Source organism: Paenibacillus sp. sgz302190, from assembly GCF_059820445.1.
This window is the reverse complement of sequence record NZ_JBZYAO010000014.1, coordinates 172,740-188,382: the sequence shown is the minus strand read 5'-3', so window position 1 is coordinate 188,382 and position 15,643 is coordinate 172,740. Positions and strand designations below refer to the sequence as shown.

Annotated in this window: 15 protein-coding genes and 1 other annotated feature; of the genes, 2 read left to right on the top strand and 13 right to left on the bottom strand. The window is 52.8% G+C overall.

Features of this window, described 5'->3' with window-relative positions; genetic code table 11:
- Nucleotides 1-967: 967 nt before the first annotated feature.
- Nucleotides 968-1,206, top strand: a binding site (T-box leader).
- Between the two features lie 42 nt (nucleotides 1,207-1,248).
- Complete coding sequence (locus tag AC6RNO_RS17625; RefSeq protein ID WP_474683483.1) at nucleotides 1,249-2,421, top strand: aminotransferase class I/II-fold pyridoxal phosphate-dependent enzyme; 1,173 nt, start codon at nucleotides 1,249-1,251, stop codon at nucleotides 2,419-2,421.
- Between the two features lie 162 nt (nucleotides 2,422-2,583).
- Here the strand turns inward: AC6RNO_RS17625 and AC6RNO_RS17620 are convergent, their stop codons facing one another.
- Both AC6RNO_RS17620 and AC6RNO_RS17615 read right to left on the bottom strand, forming a co-directional pair.
- Complete coding sequence (locus AC6RNO_RS17620; protein ID WP_474683482.1) at nucleotides 2,584-3,204, bottom strand: NUDIX hydrolase; 621 nt, start codon at nucleotides 3,202-3,204, stop codon at nucleotides 2,584-2,586.
- The gene (locus AC6RNO_RS17615; protein ID WP_497106207.1) at nucleotides 3,201-3,728 is read right to left on the bottom strand and encodes a uracil-DNA glycosylase family protein; all 528 of its coding nucleotides are present in this window, start codon (nucleotides 3,726-3,728) and stop codon (nucleotides 3,201-3,203) included. Before AC6RNO_RS17615 ends, AC6RNO_RS17620 begins: the two co-directional genes overlap by 4 nt.
- A 216-nt stretch (nucleotides 3,729-3,944) precedes the next feature.
- On the opposite strand from AC6RNO_RS17615, the gene AC6RNO_RS17610 reads away from it, so the two are divergent.
- A complete protein-coding gene (locus AC6RNO_RS17610; RefSeq protein WP_497106206.1) occupies nucleotides 3,945-4,193 on the top strand; it encodes a hypothetical protein in 249 nt (82 codons plus the stop codon).
- A gap of 53 nt (nucleotides 4,194-4,246) precedes the next feature.
- On the opposite strand, the gene AC6RNO_RS17605 is transcribed toward AC6RNO_RS17610, so the two are convergent.
- The 11 genes from AC6RNO_RS17605 to AC6RNO_RS17555 form a co-directional block, all read right to left on the bottom strand.
- Nucleotides 4,247-4,792 (bottom strand): NADPH-dependent FMN reductase, encoded by a 546-nt coding sequence (locus AC6RNO_RS17605; RefSeq protein WP_474683480.1) that lies wholly within the window; start codon nucleotides 4,790-4,792, stop codon nucleotides 4,247-4,249.
- Between the two features lie 112 nt (nucleotides 4,793-4,904).
- Nucleotides 4,905-6,329, bottom strand: coding sequence for a type I glutamate--ammonia ligase (gene glnA, locus AC6RNO_RS17600; RefSeq protein ID WP_488437061.1), 1,425 nt, complete (start codon nucleotides 6,327-6,329; stop codon nucleotides 4,905-4,907).
- 238 nt (nucleotides 6,330-6,567) lie between these two features.
- Nucleotides 6,568-7,611, bottom strand: coding sequence for a 3-deoxy-7-phosphoheptulonate synthase (aroF, locus tag AC6RNO_RS17595; protein WP_488437062.1), 1,044 nt, complete (start codon nucleotides 7,609-7,611; stop codon nucleotides 6,568-6,570).
- 183 nt (nucleotides 7,612-7,794) lie between these two features.
- Nucleotides 7,795-8,316 (bottom strand): DUF2062 domain-containing protein, encoded by a 522-nt coding sequence (locus AC6RNO_RS17590; protein ID WP_474683477.1) that lies wholly within the window; start codon nucleotides 8,314-8,316, stop codon nucleotides 7,795-7,797.
- A 55-nt stretch (nucleotides 8,317-8,371) separates the two neighbouring features.
- A complete protein-coding gene (locus AC6RNO_RS17585; RefSeq protein ID WP_488437063.1) occupies nucleotides 8,372-9,328 on the bottom strand; it encodes a 4-hydroxy-3-methylbut-2-enyl diphosphate reductase in 957 nt (318 codons plus the stop codon).
- Nucleotides 9,329-9,378: 50 nt separating this feature from the next.
- Nucleotides 9,379-10,854: a sensor histidine kinase gene (locus AC6RNO_RS17580; RefSeq protein WP_474683475.1), complete on the bottom strand. Its 1,476-nt coding sequence runs from the start codon at nucleotides 10,852-10,854 to the stop codon at nucleotides 9,379-9,381.
- A gap of 3 nt (nucleotides 10,855-10,857) precedes the next feature.
- Nucleotides 10,858-11,547, bottom strand: a complete 690-nt coding sequence (locus AC6RNO_RS17575) for a response regulator transcription factor (protein ID WP_474683474.1) — start codon at nucleotides 11,545-11,547, stop codon at nucleotides 10,858-10,860.
- 139 nt (nucleotides 11,548-11,686) lie between these two features.
- On the bottom strand, nucleotides 11,687-13,279 hold the full coding sequence (locus tag AC6RNO_RS17570; RefSeq protein WP_497106205.1) for a trypsin-like peptidase domain-containing protein: 1,593 nt from the start codon (nucleotides 13,277-13,279) through the stop codon (nucleotides 11,687-11,689).
- A 150-nt stretch (nucleotides 13,280-13,429) separates the two neighbouring features.
- Entirely contained in the window at nucleotides 13,430-13,843 is a 414-nt protein-coding gene (locus AC6RNO_RS17565) for a YugN family protein (RefSeq protein ID WP_474683472.1), read from the bottom strand.
- 90 nt (nucleotides 13,844-13,933) lie between these two features.
- Entirely contained in the window at nucleotides 13,934-14,584 is a 651-nt protein-coding gene (locus AC6RNO_RS17560; protein WP_497106204.1) for a response regulator, read from the bottom strand.
- A complete protein-coding gene (locus AC6RNO_RS17555; protein WP_497106203.1) occupies nucleotides 14,581-15,642 on the bottom strand; it encodes a histidine kinase in 1,062 nt (353 codons plus the stop codon). Before AC6RNO_RS17555 ends, AC6RNO_RS17560 begins: the two co-directional genes overlap by 4 nt.
- Between the last annotated feature and the right edge of the window lies 1 nt (nucleotide 15,643).

Below are 15,643 nucleotides of genomic sequence, written 5' to 3'. Positions count from 1 at the left end.
GTAGAGGACATCGTCCTCTACCGCAGCCACCTGGGCCGACAGCCGGCCTACGAGCCGCTCGGCGCGTTCCCGCTGGGCGCGCCGGGCCTGCACTGACGCCGCGCGGCCGGCTTCCAGCGGCGCTCGCTCCCGCCACTGACTGCTCGCTCACGCTGGCTCTCACTGCCGCCGCTACCGGTGTCCGCGCTCGCCAATGCTGCTTTCGCGGGCGCCCGCTTCCGCCGATGCTGCTTCCGCTGGCTCTCACTGCCGCCGCTATCGGTACCCATGCTCGTCGATGCTGCTTTCGCGGGCGCCCGCTCACGCCGGTACCCGCGCTCGCTCGTCAATGCCGCTTTCGTGGGCGCCTGCTTCCGCTGATACCCGCGCCCAGTGAGGCTCGCCGCTTTTGTCGATGAGCCGCTTCCGCTAGCTCCGGCTTCCGCCTGTCGCGCTCGCCACTGCCCGCTCACGCCGGTGCCGCTCTCGCAGCGCCAACTTCCATCAGCACCCACCGATGTCGCTCCCGCCGATACCCGCCAATGCTGTCAGGTTAGACGACTAAACCGTCTCTTTGTCTTTTGGGCGAAAATCCCCGCACTTTCTTTTTGCAAGCTGCCCAGAAACCCACATGCCTGAACCTGACGCACAATTTACCTGATTTCGCGAAGAAAACCTGCAAAAGTGCAGTTTTTGCTCGGTTGACACGCTGGCTACGACATATTCCTGCAATTGTGCAGGCTTTTCGCCGCGAATATGGGCTTTGGTTCATTTTTATCGAAAATTCCTGCACAATCGCAGGCTTTTCGCCAAAATGAACCATTATTACAGAAAAAACCTGCACTTTCGCAGGCTTTCCCCTGCCAAGCCGCCTTGTCCCAGGGGCCTGCATGCGATACCTGCTCCCCACTTTTCAGCGGGTCGAATAATTTAAGTATTGCTTTTTTTCAGCGTCTATGCTTATAATAACCTCAACTTGATATGAGTTCGAAATTCTGTGAAGAGAAAGAGTAAGTTATCCGGCTGATCCGCAGAGAGTTGGGGCAGGTGCGAGCCAACGTTCAGACGATAACCGAAAGCCATCTCCGAGAAGCAGGCTGAAAACCAAGTAGGTGCTGCCGCAATTCCAGCGTTAACGGGAACACGTATTGATGGATACGTGAACGGAGTGTCGCTTCGCATGAAGTGAAACTAGGGTGGTAACACGGGTAATAACTCGTCCCTTATGGGGCGGGTTTTTTTGTTTTCCAAAAAAAGGAGGAAACCAGCATGACTCATTCATCCATAAGGGAACTATTGACGCCTGCGGTGCGCGATATGCCGCCTTCGGGCATCCGCAAGTTTTTCGATTTCACGGCAGGCAGAAAAGACGTAATCTCGCTTGGCGTAGGCGAGCCGGATTTCGTTACGCCAAAGCACGTCCGGGACGCCTGCATTCATGCGCTGGAAAAAGGCAAAACCTCGTACACGCCCAACGCCGGGCTGCCCGAGCTGCGGGAGGCGATTGCGGAGTACTTGTCCGCTAGCTTTCAGGTGACGTACGACCCCGCTGACGAAATCATGGTTACCGTAGGCAGCAGCGAAGCCATCGATCTGGCCTTGCGCGCCCTGATTACGCAGGACGATGAAATTTTGATCCCGGTCCCCTGCTACATTTCTTATTCGCCGATTACGTTTCTGGGCGGGGGCAAGCCCGTAGCTGTCGAAACTTTTGCCGAAGATCAGTTCAAGCTTACGGCAGAGTCGCTGAAAGCAAAGCTGACTCCCCGTTCCAAAGTGCTTGTGCTTTGTTACCCGAACAATCCGACAGGCGGAATTATGACCCGCGAGGACTGGCTGCCGATAGCTAAAATTGTGGAAGAGCGCAACCTCGTAGTAATTTCGGATGAAATTTACGCCGAGTTGACGTACGGCAGCACACACGTCAGCTTCGCTTCGCTGCCCGGAATGAAAGACCGGACGCTGGTGGTCAGCGGCTTTTCGAAGGCGTTCGCCATGACCGGATGGCGGGTCGGCTATGTGTGCGGCCACCGGGAGCTCATTTCGGCGATGTTGAAAATTCACCAGTACACGCTCATGTGCGCGCCTATTTTGGGCCAGATTGCCGCTATTGAGTCCCTCCGGAACGGCCTGGAGGAAAAAGACCGGATGATCGCCTCCTACAATAAGCGCCGGAAGTCGTTCGTCCAAGGCTTAAGGCAGGTCGGGCTGCCCTGCCACGAACCGCTGGGCTCCTTCTATGCGTTTCCTTCGATCGCGCATACCGGGTTAAGCTCGGAACAGTTTGCTCACAGGCTGCTGCAGGAGGCCAATGTCGTAACCGTTCCCGGGCAAGTTTTCGGCTCCGGCGGAGAAGGGTTTGTCCGCTGCTCCTACGCGACTTCGCAGGTTTTGCTGGACGAAGCGTTGGAACGGATTTACGCATTCCTTCAAACGCTCTGACCGGCAGCTGCATTGTAACGAACCGGTTCCCCCATCGTTCAAACGGACAGTTTACCACGAAATAAGGGTGTCTCGGCTCGTTACATTCACAAAAGCTTTTTGGGATTACGTTTAAAACTTGAACGATTCGGTACAGTTTGAACGTATGCTTGCAACGTTATGCTAATCAAGCAGCGCCTGCGAACCGGGGCTGCGGTAAAGCTCGAACATTCGCTGCACCTGGCAGGCGGTGTTCCGCTCGATCGAGAGCGGCGGCAGCTCGCTCTCGCCGAAAAAGCCGACGCCCGTCGTCTCCAGGGCGTCCGTCAACGCCTCGCCGCCTTCCAGTTCGCACAAGATGAATATCTTGTACACGTGGTTCGGCGAGGGCGGGTGCGGGTGGCGCTTTTTGTCCAGAAGCGCCAGCAAACGGACCGGCTTGACGTCGTAGCCGGCTTCCTCCTTGGTCTCCTTGACGGCGACCTCGGAGGGCGTGTAGCCGATATCCGCCCAGCCTCCGGGCATAGACCAGGCGCCGTCTGCTCTTTCGCGGACAAGCAAAATCTTGTCCTCCCTGAAGACGACGGCTCTTACATCCACTTTCGGCGTCGCATAGCCCGAATCGCTGGCAAACAGCTCTCTCACCTTTTCAACCGGCGTTTCGGTAAAGTAGCTCATCATCTCGACACTGATGCTGCGCAGCGCCTCGTAGCGCTCCAGATCGTACCCGTTTTCGCCATACTCAAGCCCGGCCTGACTGATCGCCTGAATTTGTTTCGCCCATTCGAGCCATGGAATGTTCATTCTTTATCCTCCTCCGCTTCGCTTAACGTCAGCATCCCGCCAAATATTGACACCATCTCCTCCAATTTCATGCGAACGAGGCCGCTGGAGGAGGGACACACATATTCGATGACGCCGGGCACGACCGGTTCCGGCTGTACTCCCCAGGCCATTCCCCGTCTGCCGCTGTACTGCTCATACACGCCTTTTCCGACGAAACATGCGACTCGCGGCCGGTAAATTTCGATTTTTTTGCGCAAAATCTCCCGGCCTTCCTTATATTCCTCCGGCGCAATCTCGGCGGCCGTCAGGGTAGGTCTGGCGACAATATTCGTGAAGCCGTAACCAAGGCGGAGCATGTCCCCGTCCTCCTGCGGTTTGTACAAGCGATCCGTCAACCCAGCCGCATGTAAAATACGGTAAAAACGGTTGCTTGGGCTCGCATAATGATGGCCCGTCTCTCCCGAGCGGATACTCGGATTGTAGCCGATAAAAAGAATCCGCAAATGATGCTGCAAATGGTCGGTTATTGGCTTTGCTTCCATGGGTTTCTCCTTGCCGCTCTTCCCGCTATTCGTTCGTTCTCCAATTCTCTATCATTTTACCACTAAAAGGCATTGACACGCCAAGCTTGCCAATTGAGTCCGGCCAGTTCCTCAGCCAAGATTCATGGCTTTAGTACAGTCCGCTGGAGATGACCGCCGGAAATCATCGGCGGTACCGTTACAGCTCTGGCTGCGCATTAACACAGGGCAGCCTGCTTGGCCCAGCAGCACATCTGCCTGGCTGCGCGAAAAAAAACTGCAAAAGTGCAGGTTTTTGCTCGTCAATACGCCGGCAACGAAAAATTCCTGCAAATGTGCAGGTTTTTCATCGAACACGCGGGCTCAGGCTCATTTTCATCGAAAATTCCTGCACAATTGCAGGAATTTCGCCAAAACGAGCCGCTTTCCCGGAAAAAACCTGCACTTTCGCAGGTTTTCCGGGCTGCTCAGCCAGCCATTTCATGAACGGCCGCGCCAAACTTTAGGGCTCCAGCCCCCCCATCCGGCTAGAGCCATGCTTATTTCCTAAGCAAGCCCGCCAGATGCAGAAAAGCGTCAACCGCCCGGTGAACGCGGGCTTGCACATTGGGGCTTATCTGGGCTTCTATAGGCCCGTCTTCAAAGCCTGCTCTCTGATCGCCGCCGATCGAGATCCATTCCGGGCAGTTGATGCCGTGCAGGTTGCGCACCGTTACTTGCATATGTTGGAGCGTGCTGACGCCGACCGCCCCTCCGGCGGAACTGGCTGCGAGCACGGCTTTGCCCTTAAAATGATCCTGCCCAAGGTGATCGAGCGCATTTTTGAGAACGCCGGTCATGCTGCCGTGATATTCCGGCGATGCGAGCACGATGCCGTCGGCACCCAGCATCGCTTTTGCCAGCGCGGCCAGCCCTTCGTGATCGGTATATACCGTGTCGGGCGAATAAAATGGCAGAGGCGCTGCATACAAATCAATCAACACAGCCTGATTGCCCTTCCGCTCGATCGCCTGCTTGATATATTTGGCCAGCCCCGTGCTCGCTGCCGCTTTCCGATTGCTTCCCGCAAGTAAGGCTATGTTCATTCCAGCTCATCCTTCCCGTCAGTGGGTGTCGTATTTAGATGCAAAAACTGGTCCTCCGGCAAATGACTGCCGAAGAACCAGCTTGTTTAATAATAGTATAAGAGCGTACAGATTAGCAATCGAAGTACAGGGAGTACTCGTGCGGATGAATGCGGATAGCCACTTGTTTTGCTTCTCCGCGTTTGAATTCGATGTAGTTGTCGATGAAATCTTGCGTAAATACGCCGCCTTCAAGCAAGAAGTCGGAATCTGCCGCAAGAGCGTCCAAAGCTTCGTCCAGCGTGCCAGGAACGCTGCGGATTTCCGCTTTTTCAGCATCGGACATTTCATAGATGTTTTTGTCGAAAGGACCGTAACCAAGAGCGGTCGGATCGATTTTCTTTTTGATACCGTCAAGACCCGCCATCAGCATAGCTGCGAAAGCAAGGTATGGGTTAGCCGTGCTGTCCGGAGTACGGAACTCGATGCGGCAGCCTTTAGGAGTCACAGCTGCGATCGGAATACGAACGGCTGCGGAACGGTTGCCTTTGGAGAATACCAGGTTAACCGGCGCTTCGTAACCAGGAACCAGGCGTTTGAAAGAGTTCGTGCTTGGGTTTGTGATTGCAATCAGCGCAGGAGCGTGGTACAGGATACCGCCGATGTAATGCATAGCCATTTCGCTCAAGTTCGCGTAAGCGCCTTTTTCATAGAACAGAGGCTCTCCGCCGTTGAAGATGGACATATGAACGTGCATACCGCTGCCGTTGTCGCCGAACAGAGGTTTTGGCATGAATGTTGCCACTTTGCCGTATTGTCTAGCTGTGTTGGAAACGATGTATTTGTATTTGAGCAGGTTGTCTGCAGTTTTAGTCAAAGTGTCGAAACGGAAGTTGATTTCAGCTTGACCCGCTGTAGCAACTTCGTGATGGTGACGCTCGATGCGAAGACCTGTCTCCGCAAGCAGACGGCACATTTCGGAACGAATGTCCTGTTGGCTGTCGGTTGGAGCTACTGGAACGTAACCGCCTTTAACAGGGATTTTGTAAGCCAGGTTTCCGCCTTCTTCTTTGCGGCCGGAGTTCCACGCTGCTTCTTCGGAATCCACTTCAAAGTAGGATTTGTTCATGCCGGACTCGTAACGCACATCGTCAAAGATGAAGAACTCGGATTCAGGAGCAAAATTTGCAGTTGTACCGATACCTGTAGTTTGCAGGTACTCTTCAGCTTTTTGAGCGATGCTGCGAGGATCGCGGTCATAGCGTTCGCCCTCTGGAGTATGAATGTTGCTCATAATAACCAAAGTCGGATGCGCTGTAAAAGGATCTACATACGCAGTCTCGGTATCTGGCATCATAACCATGTCAGATTGTTCGATACCACGGAAGCCCGGGATAGAGGAACCGTCAAAAGCTACGCCGTTTACGAAAGTATCTTCGTCCACTTCCGTCGCAGGCAAAGAAATATGCTGCTGTTTACCGGAAAGACCTACGAAACGGAAATCTACCCACTCGATGTTTTTTTCCTTGATGAGGTTCAACACGTTTTGAACTGACATTTTAAAAATACCTCCTATTTCCGTACATTCAACGTACTTTGCGTGATGATTGTTCAACTTTTTCTTGTTATCTTGCACATATTATATAGCTTTTAACTTCTTACCGTCAATACTTATGTCAGGTATTTTTTATGGATGTGTCAGCTATGCTTACACTGTTCACAGATTTGTGATAAAAGCAGGAAAAAGGCCGGCTTCTTCGTTTTCGAAGAAGCGCAGCCTCCGGTGAGAGCTTTATTTAAGCCAAAATCGGCTCTTTTTTCGTATCGAATTTCTTTCCGAGAAGCGGTGCGAGCTTTTCCAAATCGACCAGCAATTTGGCAAATTGATCCGGGAACAGGGATTGCACGCCGTCGCCTGTCATTGAATTATCAGGATCCGTATGCATTTCGATAATCAAACCGTCCGCTCCGGCTGCAACCGATGCTTTGGTCATCGGCTCTACCAGTTCGCGGCGGCCCGTGCCGTGGCTCGGATCGGAAATGACAGGCAGGTGGCTGAGCTGTTTGAGCACCGGAATTGCCGAAAGATCCAGTGTGTTGCGCGTGTAGGTTTCAAATGTTCGGATTCCGCGTTCGCAGAGCATAACGTTCGGATTTCCGCCTGCAAGAATGTATTCGGCCGCGTTCAGGAACTCGTCATATGTAGAGCTGAAGCCGCGCTTCAACAGTACAGGCGTCTGAATCGTTCCCAATTTGCGAAGCAGATCGAAGTTTTGCATATTGCGCGTTCCCACCTGCAGGATATCTGCGTATTCCGCGCATACGTCCACGTATTCCGGCGTCATCACTTCCGTGATGGTCAGAAGGCCGTGCTTTTTGCCCGCTTCGGCCATCATGATCAAGCCTTCGACGCCTACGCCCTGGAAGCTGTAAGGACCTGTTCTCGGCTTGAATGCGCCGCCGCGGAGCACTTGGCCGCCTGCGGCTTTGACCAGACGGGCGATCTCGTCGATTTGCTCCGGAGATTCCACCGCGCAAGGGCCGCCCATGATGATGAGCTGTTCTCCGCCGATTTCCACGTCTTTGATCTTGATCACCGTGTCGGCCGGGTGGAAGTCACGGCTCGCCAGCTTGTAGGATTTGGAAATTTTCACCACTTGCTCAACTCCCGACATTTGACGAAGCTGCTCCGCCATCTTGGGATCCGCTTTGCCGATAATACCGATAACCGTGCGGTCTTCCCCTTTGGATACGTGCGCTTGCACGTCGTGCTTTTCAATCCATTGAACGAGCTCCTGGATCCGCTCGCCGGAAATTTTGTTCGATGTAATTGCGATCATCTGAATTCACGCTCCTTAAAATATGAACCAGTCTACTGCTGGCCGATAAACTATGTTACTCCAACTTGTCGCATAACCCCTTGAACGCTTAAATGCTTAAACGCTTGCTCGCTTCTACGCTTTTAATCACTAAAGTAAATATACAATGCTTGACGAAAGTTCGTCAAGCACTAATTTATTTTTTTATTCCGCGCCGTTCGGCAAAAGGAGCTCCGCCTTGCGAATTCTGCGCTTTTCTTTCCTGCGGTTCGTATGATATTTCAGCAGCAATAAAATAGGGAAATACATAATAATGCCGAGCATCGTTCCAACGACCATCCCGCCTACGATCAAATCCAGGCTTCCGCGGATAATATTCGATAACAGGTCGGGCAAATGATGAATGAGATAATGTTTAAAAGGCTTGGGAACCAGCAAGTCTCCGACATGCTTGTTCAAAAATGCGAGCGGGATATAAATGATTTTGCCGAACACAAATCCGATTAATGCCCCCGCCAAATTCGCTCTTAGCAAATATACTAGAGGAAAGATGAGAAGGAAGGCAAATCCGGCCGTAGGCAGCGTGAACATTTCGACTGCCAAACCGATCGAAAATCCCCGCGCTACTTTTGACGGCCCCCCTTTGGCACGCAAAAGCAGCAAATACTTATACTTGAACCATTTCTTGGTGCTTTTCCAATCGTAGCGAATATGTTTGGGTTTCACCTTCTGTGCACTTTGCATGCCGGTTCTCAATCCTATCAAGTTGAATTGGTAACAATTACTCGCTCGCCGCTGTTTTGGATTTTGCAGCCGGGATGAGCTTCTTCATATTTATAGTACGTTTCAATTCCCAAGTGGTTTCGTCTTTCTGATCGTAGCTCTCCAAATACGCAATGACCTCTTTGGTGATCGGAGTCGGCGTGGAAGCGCCCGAAGTGACGCCTACCTGGCGAACATGGGCAAGCCAGTTCCGGTCCAACTCGGTGATATCGGATATCCGGTACGCCTTGACGCCCGCAATTTCCTCCGATACTTGGGCCAGACGGTTGGAATTGTTGCTCTTCGGATCTCCGACGACGATGACCAGATCGGCTTCTTTGGCCTGCTCGGCCACCGCCTCCTGCCGTACCTGGGTAGCCAGACATATTTCATTGTGAATCTCGGCTTTGGGAAACAGCTCCAGCAGGCGGTTCATAATATGTTTGATGTCCCACTGGCTCATCGTCGTTTGATTCGTAATAATAATTCGTTCCGAACGGATGTCCAGCTTCTCCGCTTCCTCCAGCTTCTCGATCAGATGCACGTGTCCCGGAGCGACTCCGACAGCGCCTTCCGGCTCGGGATGGCCCTTCTTGCCGATATATATCACGTCATAGCCATCGGCAGCCTTTTCGCGGATCAGGTCATGGGTTTTGGTAACGTCCGGACATGTGGCGTCAACGACGGTAAGCCCCTTTTCCCGCGCCATGCGCCTTACTTCCGGAGAAACGCCGTGCGCCGTAAAGATGACCGTTCCGGTATCGATTTGCTCCAAAATGTCCAGACGATTCTCGCCGTCGAGCGTAATTACGCCTTCTTCCTTAAAGAAGTCGGTCACGTGCGAATTATGCACGATCATTCCTAATATATATATAGGCCTTGGCAGATTCAGGTTTTTAGCCGTTTGCATAGCCAAAGCCATTGCGTCTACGACGCCGTAGCAGTAGCCTCTTGGCGATATTTTGACAACTTTCATGCTTGCTCCACCTGCTCCGGATATAAGTTTTGTTCTTTCATTATAACGGATTAAACGGTTAGAGGGAAGTTGGCGGGAAGCCAGATGATGAAAGTGCTGCCTTCGTCTTTGCGGGTTGTAACTTCGATCGAGCCGCGGTGCTCGTCAATAATCCATTTGGCGATCGACAAGCCGAGTCCTGTGCCGCTCGTCTGGCCTCTGGACAGATCCGCGCGATAAAAACGGTCGAAAATGTGCGGCACATCTTCCTTGTTCATGCCGATCCCGGTATCGGCGATCCGCAGTCCGACAAGGCCCGGCGAGCGAAGCGCATCGAGCATGACGACGCCTGACGGCGTATATTTGAACGCATTTTCGATGAAAATGAACAAAAGCTGCTGCAAATAGTCGCGGTTTCCCTGCACGACGGCGTCGTTCAGCGCATCCAGATCGCCCACCTGCCAGTCGGCTGTACGCGACAAAAATTGCGTTCGGCGTATGACCTCCTGAACAAGCGGCAGCATATCGAGCTCGGACATCTCCATCTGCACTCCCGCATCCGCCCGCGCAAGCGCGAGCAGATCGTTCACCAGCCTGCTCATGCGCTGCGCTTCACCGGCGATATCCTGCATCGCTTCCAGCGATATTTGCATTTGATCCGGCGTGGCGAGCTGCGCATTGCCGGAAGTCTGCTTCCACATTTTCTCAAGCAAATCCACATTCCCGCGTATCGTCGTAAGCGGCGTCCGCAGCTCGTGGGAAGCATCCGATACAAAGCGGCGCTGAGCCCGGTAAGCTTCCTCCAGATCGGAATACGTCACTTGAATGCGGGACAGCATTCCGTTGATCGTTTCCGTCAAGCGGCCGATTTCATCCTGCGGACCGTCATAAAGAATCCGCTTCTCAAGGTCAGTCCCGCTCTCGATCTGATTCGCCGCCTCGATGACCTGATCGATAGGCATCAACGCTTTTCTGGACATGAACCAGCCCAAGGATGCAGCCAGAACAATCGTAATCAAAGCCCAGAATACCAGCGCATAACGCAATTTGAGCAGGGTCGACTCATAGTGTCCGATCGGAAAAGCAGCCTCCAGCACCCCGACCAATTCATCCGGTCTGTCCAGGCTCCCGTATATTCCCATGTGATAAATGAGGATATCCTGGTTCCCGGCTACTTTCGTCTTTTCAAAATAAGACGGTGTATGCGCAAATTTGTCAAGCGGCGGAACAGGCAGAGCAATGCCGTTGTATAGCAGCAATGCCGAACGGGTCACCGTTTTGAGCTTTACGTTGTACAGCTGCAATGAGATGTTATTGGAATTCAAGTCTCTGTTTTCCAACTCCAGATCGATGACCAGCCCTTTGATCGAAAGAGCGACGCTTTTTTGCACGCGGGAATAGCTCATTTCGGCTTCCTCTTTGAGATCGCTTTTCACGCCATCATACAAAAAATAGTTCAGAAAAAAATAAAGCCCGATACCGAAAACAAGCATGGTCACCGCCAATATGCCGGAATACCAGAGCGTTAGTCGGAGGCGGAGAGACATCGCTTACGATTCCCCCCTCAACACGTAGCCGGCGCCGCGGACTGTCTGGATGATCCGCTTGTGCCCGTGTTCTTCAGTTTTTTGGCGAAGCAGGGCGATGTAAACTTCGAGCACGTTGGATTCGCCGCTGTAATCGTAGCCCCAAATTTTTTCCATGATGATGTCCCGGGACAGCACCCGCTTCGGATTCAGCATAAACAAATGCAGCAGATCGAACTCCTTCGTCGTCAGTTCGACAAGCTTGTCTTCGCGAAAAACTTCGCGCGTATCCAGATCGAGCGTCACATCTTCGTAAGTCAGCCGGTTTGTCGGCTGCTCCGGACGCTCCGCGCGTCTGCGCAGCAGTACGCGGACCCGCGCCAGCAATTCCTCGAGCGCGAAAGGCTTCACGAGGTAATCGTCGGCGCCAAGGTCGAGACCTTTGACCCGGTCGCTGATTTCGTCCTTGGCCGTCAGCATCAGAATCGGCACCTCGCTGCCGCTCTCGCGAACCCGGCGCACGACCTCCCAGCCGTCGATCTGCGGCATCATCACATCGAGAACGATCAGATTCGGATCGTTCAGCAGCGTCTGCTTCAAGCCTTCGGCGCCATTGCTTGCGGTCACTACCATATATCCTTCAAAGGCAAGGCCCCGCCTCAACATTGAAGTGATTTTTTCGTCATCGTCTATTACTAAAATTTTTTCTCTCATGCAAGCAGCCGCCTTTCTTGTACCCTTCATTTTACAACCCTGATATATACATTGTAACAAAATCGCGCGAAAGCAAAAAGAAAGCAGAGCCTGCAAGCTTGCGGCCGCGGGTCTCCACTTCCTTTAATGCAACTGAGTCTTATTTGTTGGTTGTCGCCGACAATGTGTTTTTATCGCCTATCGTTACGGGGACTTCCATGCGTTTGCCGTCGCGGATAACACCCAGCGTCACTTTGTCGCCCACTTTGGTCGCCTGAACTTTCGTGATCAGATCTTGCGAGCTTTTCACTTTGGCGCCGTTAATATCGACGATGACGTCATATTGGCGCAGTCCGGCTTGGAAAGCTGGGCTTTTGCGCTGAACGCTGCCTACAAGGGCGCCGTCCGTATTTTCAAGCTTCAGTTCGCTGACCCAATCCTTGCCGATATCCTGCAAGCCTACGCCCAAATACGGAACCGGCTCTTTTGGAATTTCCACGTTGTTTTTCAAGTTTTCGAGAACGGATGAGATCGTGCTGGTCGGAATCGCAAATCCGATGCCTTGCGCCTGCGCGCTTACCGCCGTATTGATGCCGATAACTTCGCCGTTCAAGTTCAGCAGCGGACCGCCGGAGTTGCCGGGGTTAATCGATGCGTCGGTTTGCAGCAAATGTTTGTACTCGCGGGTTCCCTTGGAATCCGGAATGCTGATCGGACGCTCTTTGGCGCTGAGCACGCCGACGGTTACGGTATGGTCGAACCCGTAAGGGTTGCCGATCGCGACGACCCAGTCGCCGACGTTCACGTCTTCGGCTTTGCCGAGCGGAAGGATCGGGAAGTCTTTGGCGCCTTCGATTTTGAGCACCGCCAAGTCGAGATCGTAGCTGTTGCCCAGCAGCTTGGCGGTAAACGGCTTGTCGTAGCCTTGAACGGTTACGTGAACTTCGTCGGAGCCGTCGACCACGTGCTCATTGGTCAAAATGTAGCCGGATTTTTCAAAAATAAACCCTGTACCCATGCCCGCTTCCTGCAAGGTGCCGCTGCCTGAATCTTGCTGGTTGTCGTTTTGGCTTCCACCGCCACTGCCGCCGCTGCCGTCATCGCCGAAAAATTGGCGGAAGAACGGATCGTCGAACAAGGAATTTCCGCTGCCGCGGGTCGATTTCTTCGCCTTGACAAAAGATTCGACTTTGACTACGGCCGGACCCGCATTTTGCGCAATCTCGGAGATGTTGTTCGGACGCGCGAAGTCGAGTCCTACGTTTTTCAAATCGTTGCTGCCGCTGCTTGAGCCAGCGGCCGAAGTTTTCGTCGATGCGGAAGAGCTGCTGGCTGACAGCGGTTGATGGCCTGTGAACAGATTCATTTTGTCCGCTCCGAACATCAATGCGCCAACTACTAGAGCGCCTGCCATGAAGGCGGCGAAAATGCTTTTGCCAGACGTACGTTTACGTGTATTGTAATCCCATTGCCCCGGACCTCCCGGTTGCCCCGACTCGGACTGGAAGCTGAACGAACGCAGGTTTTTGGGCGGGGTCACTTCAACGCTTGATGTGCCCTCTGCGCCAGAAACCGATGTGGTCAAAGGCTCCGAGCTGTTGTTATCGCTGAATGCCGACTTGTAAGGACCGTAAGAATAATAGTAGGAAGGCCTTTCTTGGTTGGATGATTGCTCGTTGTGCGGTTTGTCCGAGCCGTTATCGTTGTTCTGCGGCTTGAAAAAATCGCTGTAATCCTTTTTATTGTCTTCCATATTTTTCTTACCTCCATGTTTGAATAAGAATGAGTGCATGCTATGGGGTCCAAATATTGTAGGTCTAGTTGTCTATGGCTCTATCATGCACCCATAACCTTAAACCAATATTAAAAATCAATAAACGGGAGGTAAAAAAACAAATTTTGCTTATTGCGCCCAGGATTGCTCCACTTTTTGCAGTAATTCCGCCGCTTCTTCGATCCAATTTTCCTCAATTTTCGCGTCGGAATCGAGAGGCGTCTGAAATTGATCGACCATCGCGCCGTAAGTTGCAGCTTCGGCATCGTAATCGAGTCCTTCATTATATACATGCTTAAGCACAAAAGGCGTTCCGAGCCTGACGACGGCATCCGTCGCCTCACTGTCGCCTTCGATTCGACCGGTTACGACTTGGAACGGGATGCGCAGCCAAACTTTGTTCGCCTCGTCCAAATGCCGGTCGAAATATCCGTGATCGTAGTCCCAGTTGCCGCCCAGGGCAAAGTCGAATTCATGCAAGCGTTCACGCACACTGCCGAAACTCTCCTGCACTTGCTCCAGCGAGGAAGAAATGAGTTGCATGGGTTTGACACTCCTTTAGTCGTTCGAATTGAAGTTCTTACGCTTTAGAATGTGCCAAAATGTAGATTTTATGTGCGAATCCGCCTCCGGTCAAACCCATCCTTTGCGGTGGGCGTAGATGGCAAGCTGCGTCCGGTCCTCCAGCTCGCACTTCATCAGCAAATTGCTGACGTGGGTTTTTACCGTTTTGATGCTGATAAACAGCTCTTCGGATATTTCTTTATTGCTCTTCCCATCGGCGATGAGGAGAAGCACTTCTTTTTCGCGGGTCGTGAGTACGTCCTCCTCAGGCTTGGCGCTTTTTTGCCGGATCCCTCTGGTCAGCGCGAGAGAAACGTCGGAATTCATGACCGGCATACCGCGGTATGCGCTCTGAATGGCATGGACGAGCTGATCCGATGAGACGGTTTTGAGCATATAGCTGATGGCCCCGGACTCGATCGCTTCAACGACCTTCGCCTCTTCCAGGAAACTCGTCAGCATGATGACTCTGGTCCGGGGATATTTTTCGCCGATCAGCTTGGTGGCGGCAATACCGTCCATGACAGGCATCGTCAGATCCATCAGCACGATGTCCGGGAGAGATTCCGCAAGCGCGCCCTCCAGCAGGTCGAGCGCTTCTCTTCCGTTGCCGGCTTCCCCGATCACTTCCAAATCCGGTTCCAAAGATATATAAGTTCGGAGCCCCACCCGGACCATATCGTGATCATCGACGATCATAATTTTTATCGCGTTACTCATTCGACTTTTCCTCTCCTTTTGACAATCGCTTCTTCGGTATCGTCCGCAAAACGCGGAATTTTCACCTGCACCCTCGTTCCCGCTCCCGGTTTGCTGAAAATTTCCACATCGCCGCCGAGCTTCTGCGCTCTTTCCTTCATCGTCGTCAGCCCGTGCGAGGCCGAAGGAATGCCGCTCCGTTCAAAGCCCTGGCCGTTATCCTGCAGCTGCAAAATGTATTGGTGCTCCCGCTCGTGAATCGACAAGCGGACTTCCTCCGCGGAAGCGTGCTTAACGACATTCGCCATCCCTTCCTGTACGATGAGAAACAGCTGGTGCTCGATCGCTTCGGATATGGCTTCGCCGAGGATAACATCAAGCTGGCCCTGAAGTTCATGGGCCCGGCAATATTCGGGGAACCATTTCTCCAGAGCTTCTTGCAGCGTCATATCGTTCAGCTCGATCGGCCTCAGCTGCGAGATGAGTCCGCGCATCTGCTTTTGCGCATGATGCGACATTTGAATCAGTTGAGTCATGACGCCTTCGGCTGCGGCCGGATTTTTTCCCAGCATTTTCGGAAGCGAGGACGCCGACATATGGATAGCGAACAGCTCCTGGCTGACCGTATCATGCAGATCGCGCGCAAGCCTCCGCCTTTCTTCCATAACCGCGGTTTCGGTGAGTTCCTGGTCACGAATCGCCTCGGCCTCGCCCAACTGCTGCAGCAGCTGTACGCGGGCCTCGATAGCCGAAGCCATCGTATTGAACGTATCATACAAGTAGAGGAAAGGCTCGACCGGTTCCAGTTCAATCCGGCTGGAAAAGTTGCCTTTCGATATTTCCAGCATGGCCAGGTGAAGTTCGTCCACTTTGCGCTGCCACCTTCTCGTTGCCACATAGCCCGTGGATAAACAAACCGCCAGAATGGCGATCAAAAACCACATTTTGAATTCCCAGTAAGCGAAATAATCCTGGAAATATTCAAGCGCGATAAAGATGCTGGACACTATGATCAAGCTTGCAATAAAGAAGTAGCTCAAAAGCTGCCACTTCATATTGAACATCCGCAATTTGTACATG

Bases quoted from the DNA above. Each gene is read 5' to 3' on its own strand.
- AC6RNO_RS17575 (WP_474683474.1), bottom strand. From the start codon at position 11,547: ATGAGAGAAAAAATTTTAGTAATAGACGATGACGAAAAAATCACTTCA.
- AC6RNO_RS17570 (WP_497106205.1), bottom strand. From the start codon at position 13,279: ATGGAAGACAATAAAAAGGATTACAGCGATTTTTTCAAGCCGCAGAAC.
- aroF (WP_488437062.1), bottom strand. From the start codon at position 7,611: ATGATCGCAATTACATCGAACAAAATTTCCGGCGAGCGGATCCAGGAG.
- glnA (WP_488437061.1), bottom strand. From the start codon at position 6,329: ATGTCAGTTCAAAACGTGTTGAACCTCATCAAGGAAAAAAACATCGAG.
- AC6RNO_RS17585 (WP_488437063.1), bottom strand. From the start codon at position 9,328: ATGAAAGTTGTCAAAATATCGCCAAGAGGCTACTGCTACGGCGTCGTA.
- AC6RNO_RS17565 (WP_474683472.1), bottom strand. From the start codon at position 13,843: ATGCAACTCATTTCTTCCTCGCTGGAGCAAGTGCAGGAGAGTTTCGGC.
- AC6RNO_RS17615 (WP_497106207.1), bottom strand. From the start codon at position 3,728: ATGGAAGCAAAGCCAATAACCGACCATTTGCAGCATCATTTGCGGATT.
- AC6RNO_RS17560 (WP_497106204.1), bottom strand. From the start codon at position 14,584: ATGAGTAACGCGATAAAAATTATGATCGTCGATGATCACGATATGGTC.
- AC6RNO_RS17605 (WP_474683480.1), bottom strand. From the start codon at position 4,792: ATGAACATAGCCTTACTTGCGGGAAGCAATCGGAAAGCGGCAGCGAGC.
- AC6RNO_RS17555 (WP_497106203.1), bottom strand. From the start codon at position 15,642: ATGTACAAATTGCGGATGTTCAATATGAAGTGGCAGCTTTTGAGCTAC.
- AC6RNO_RS17620 (WP_474683482.1), bottom strand. From the start codon at position 3,204: ATGAACATTCCATGGCTCGAATGGGCGAAACAAATTCAGGCGATCAGT.
- AC6RNO_RS17625 (WP_474683483.1), top strand. From the start codon at position 1,249: ATGACTCATTCATCCATAAGGGAACTATTGACGCCTGCGGTGCGCGAT.
- AC6RNO_RS17580 (WP_474683475.1), bottom strand. From the start codon at position 10,854: ATGTCTCTCCGCCTCCGACTAACGCTCTGGTATTCCGGCATATTGGCG.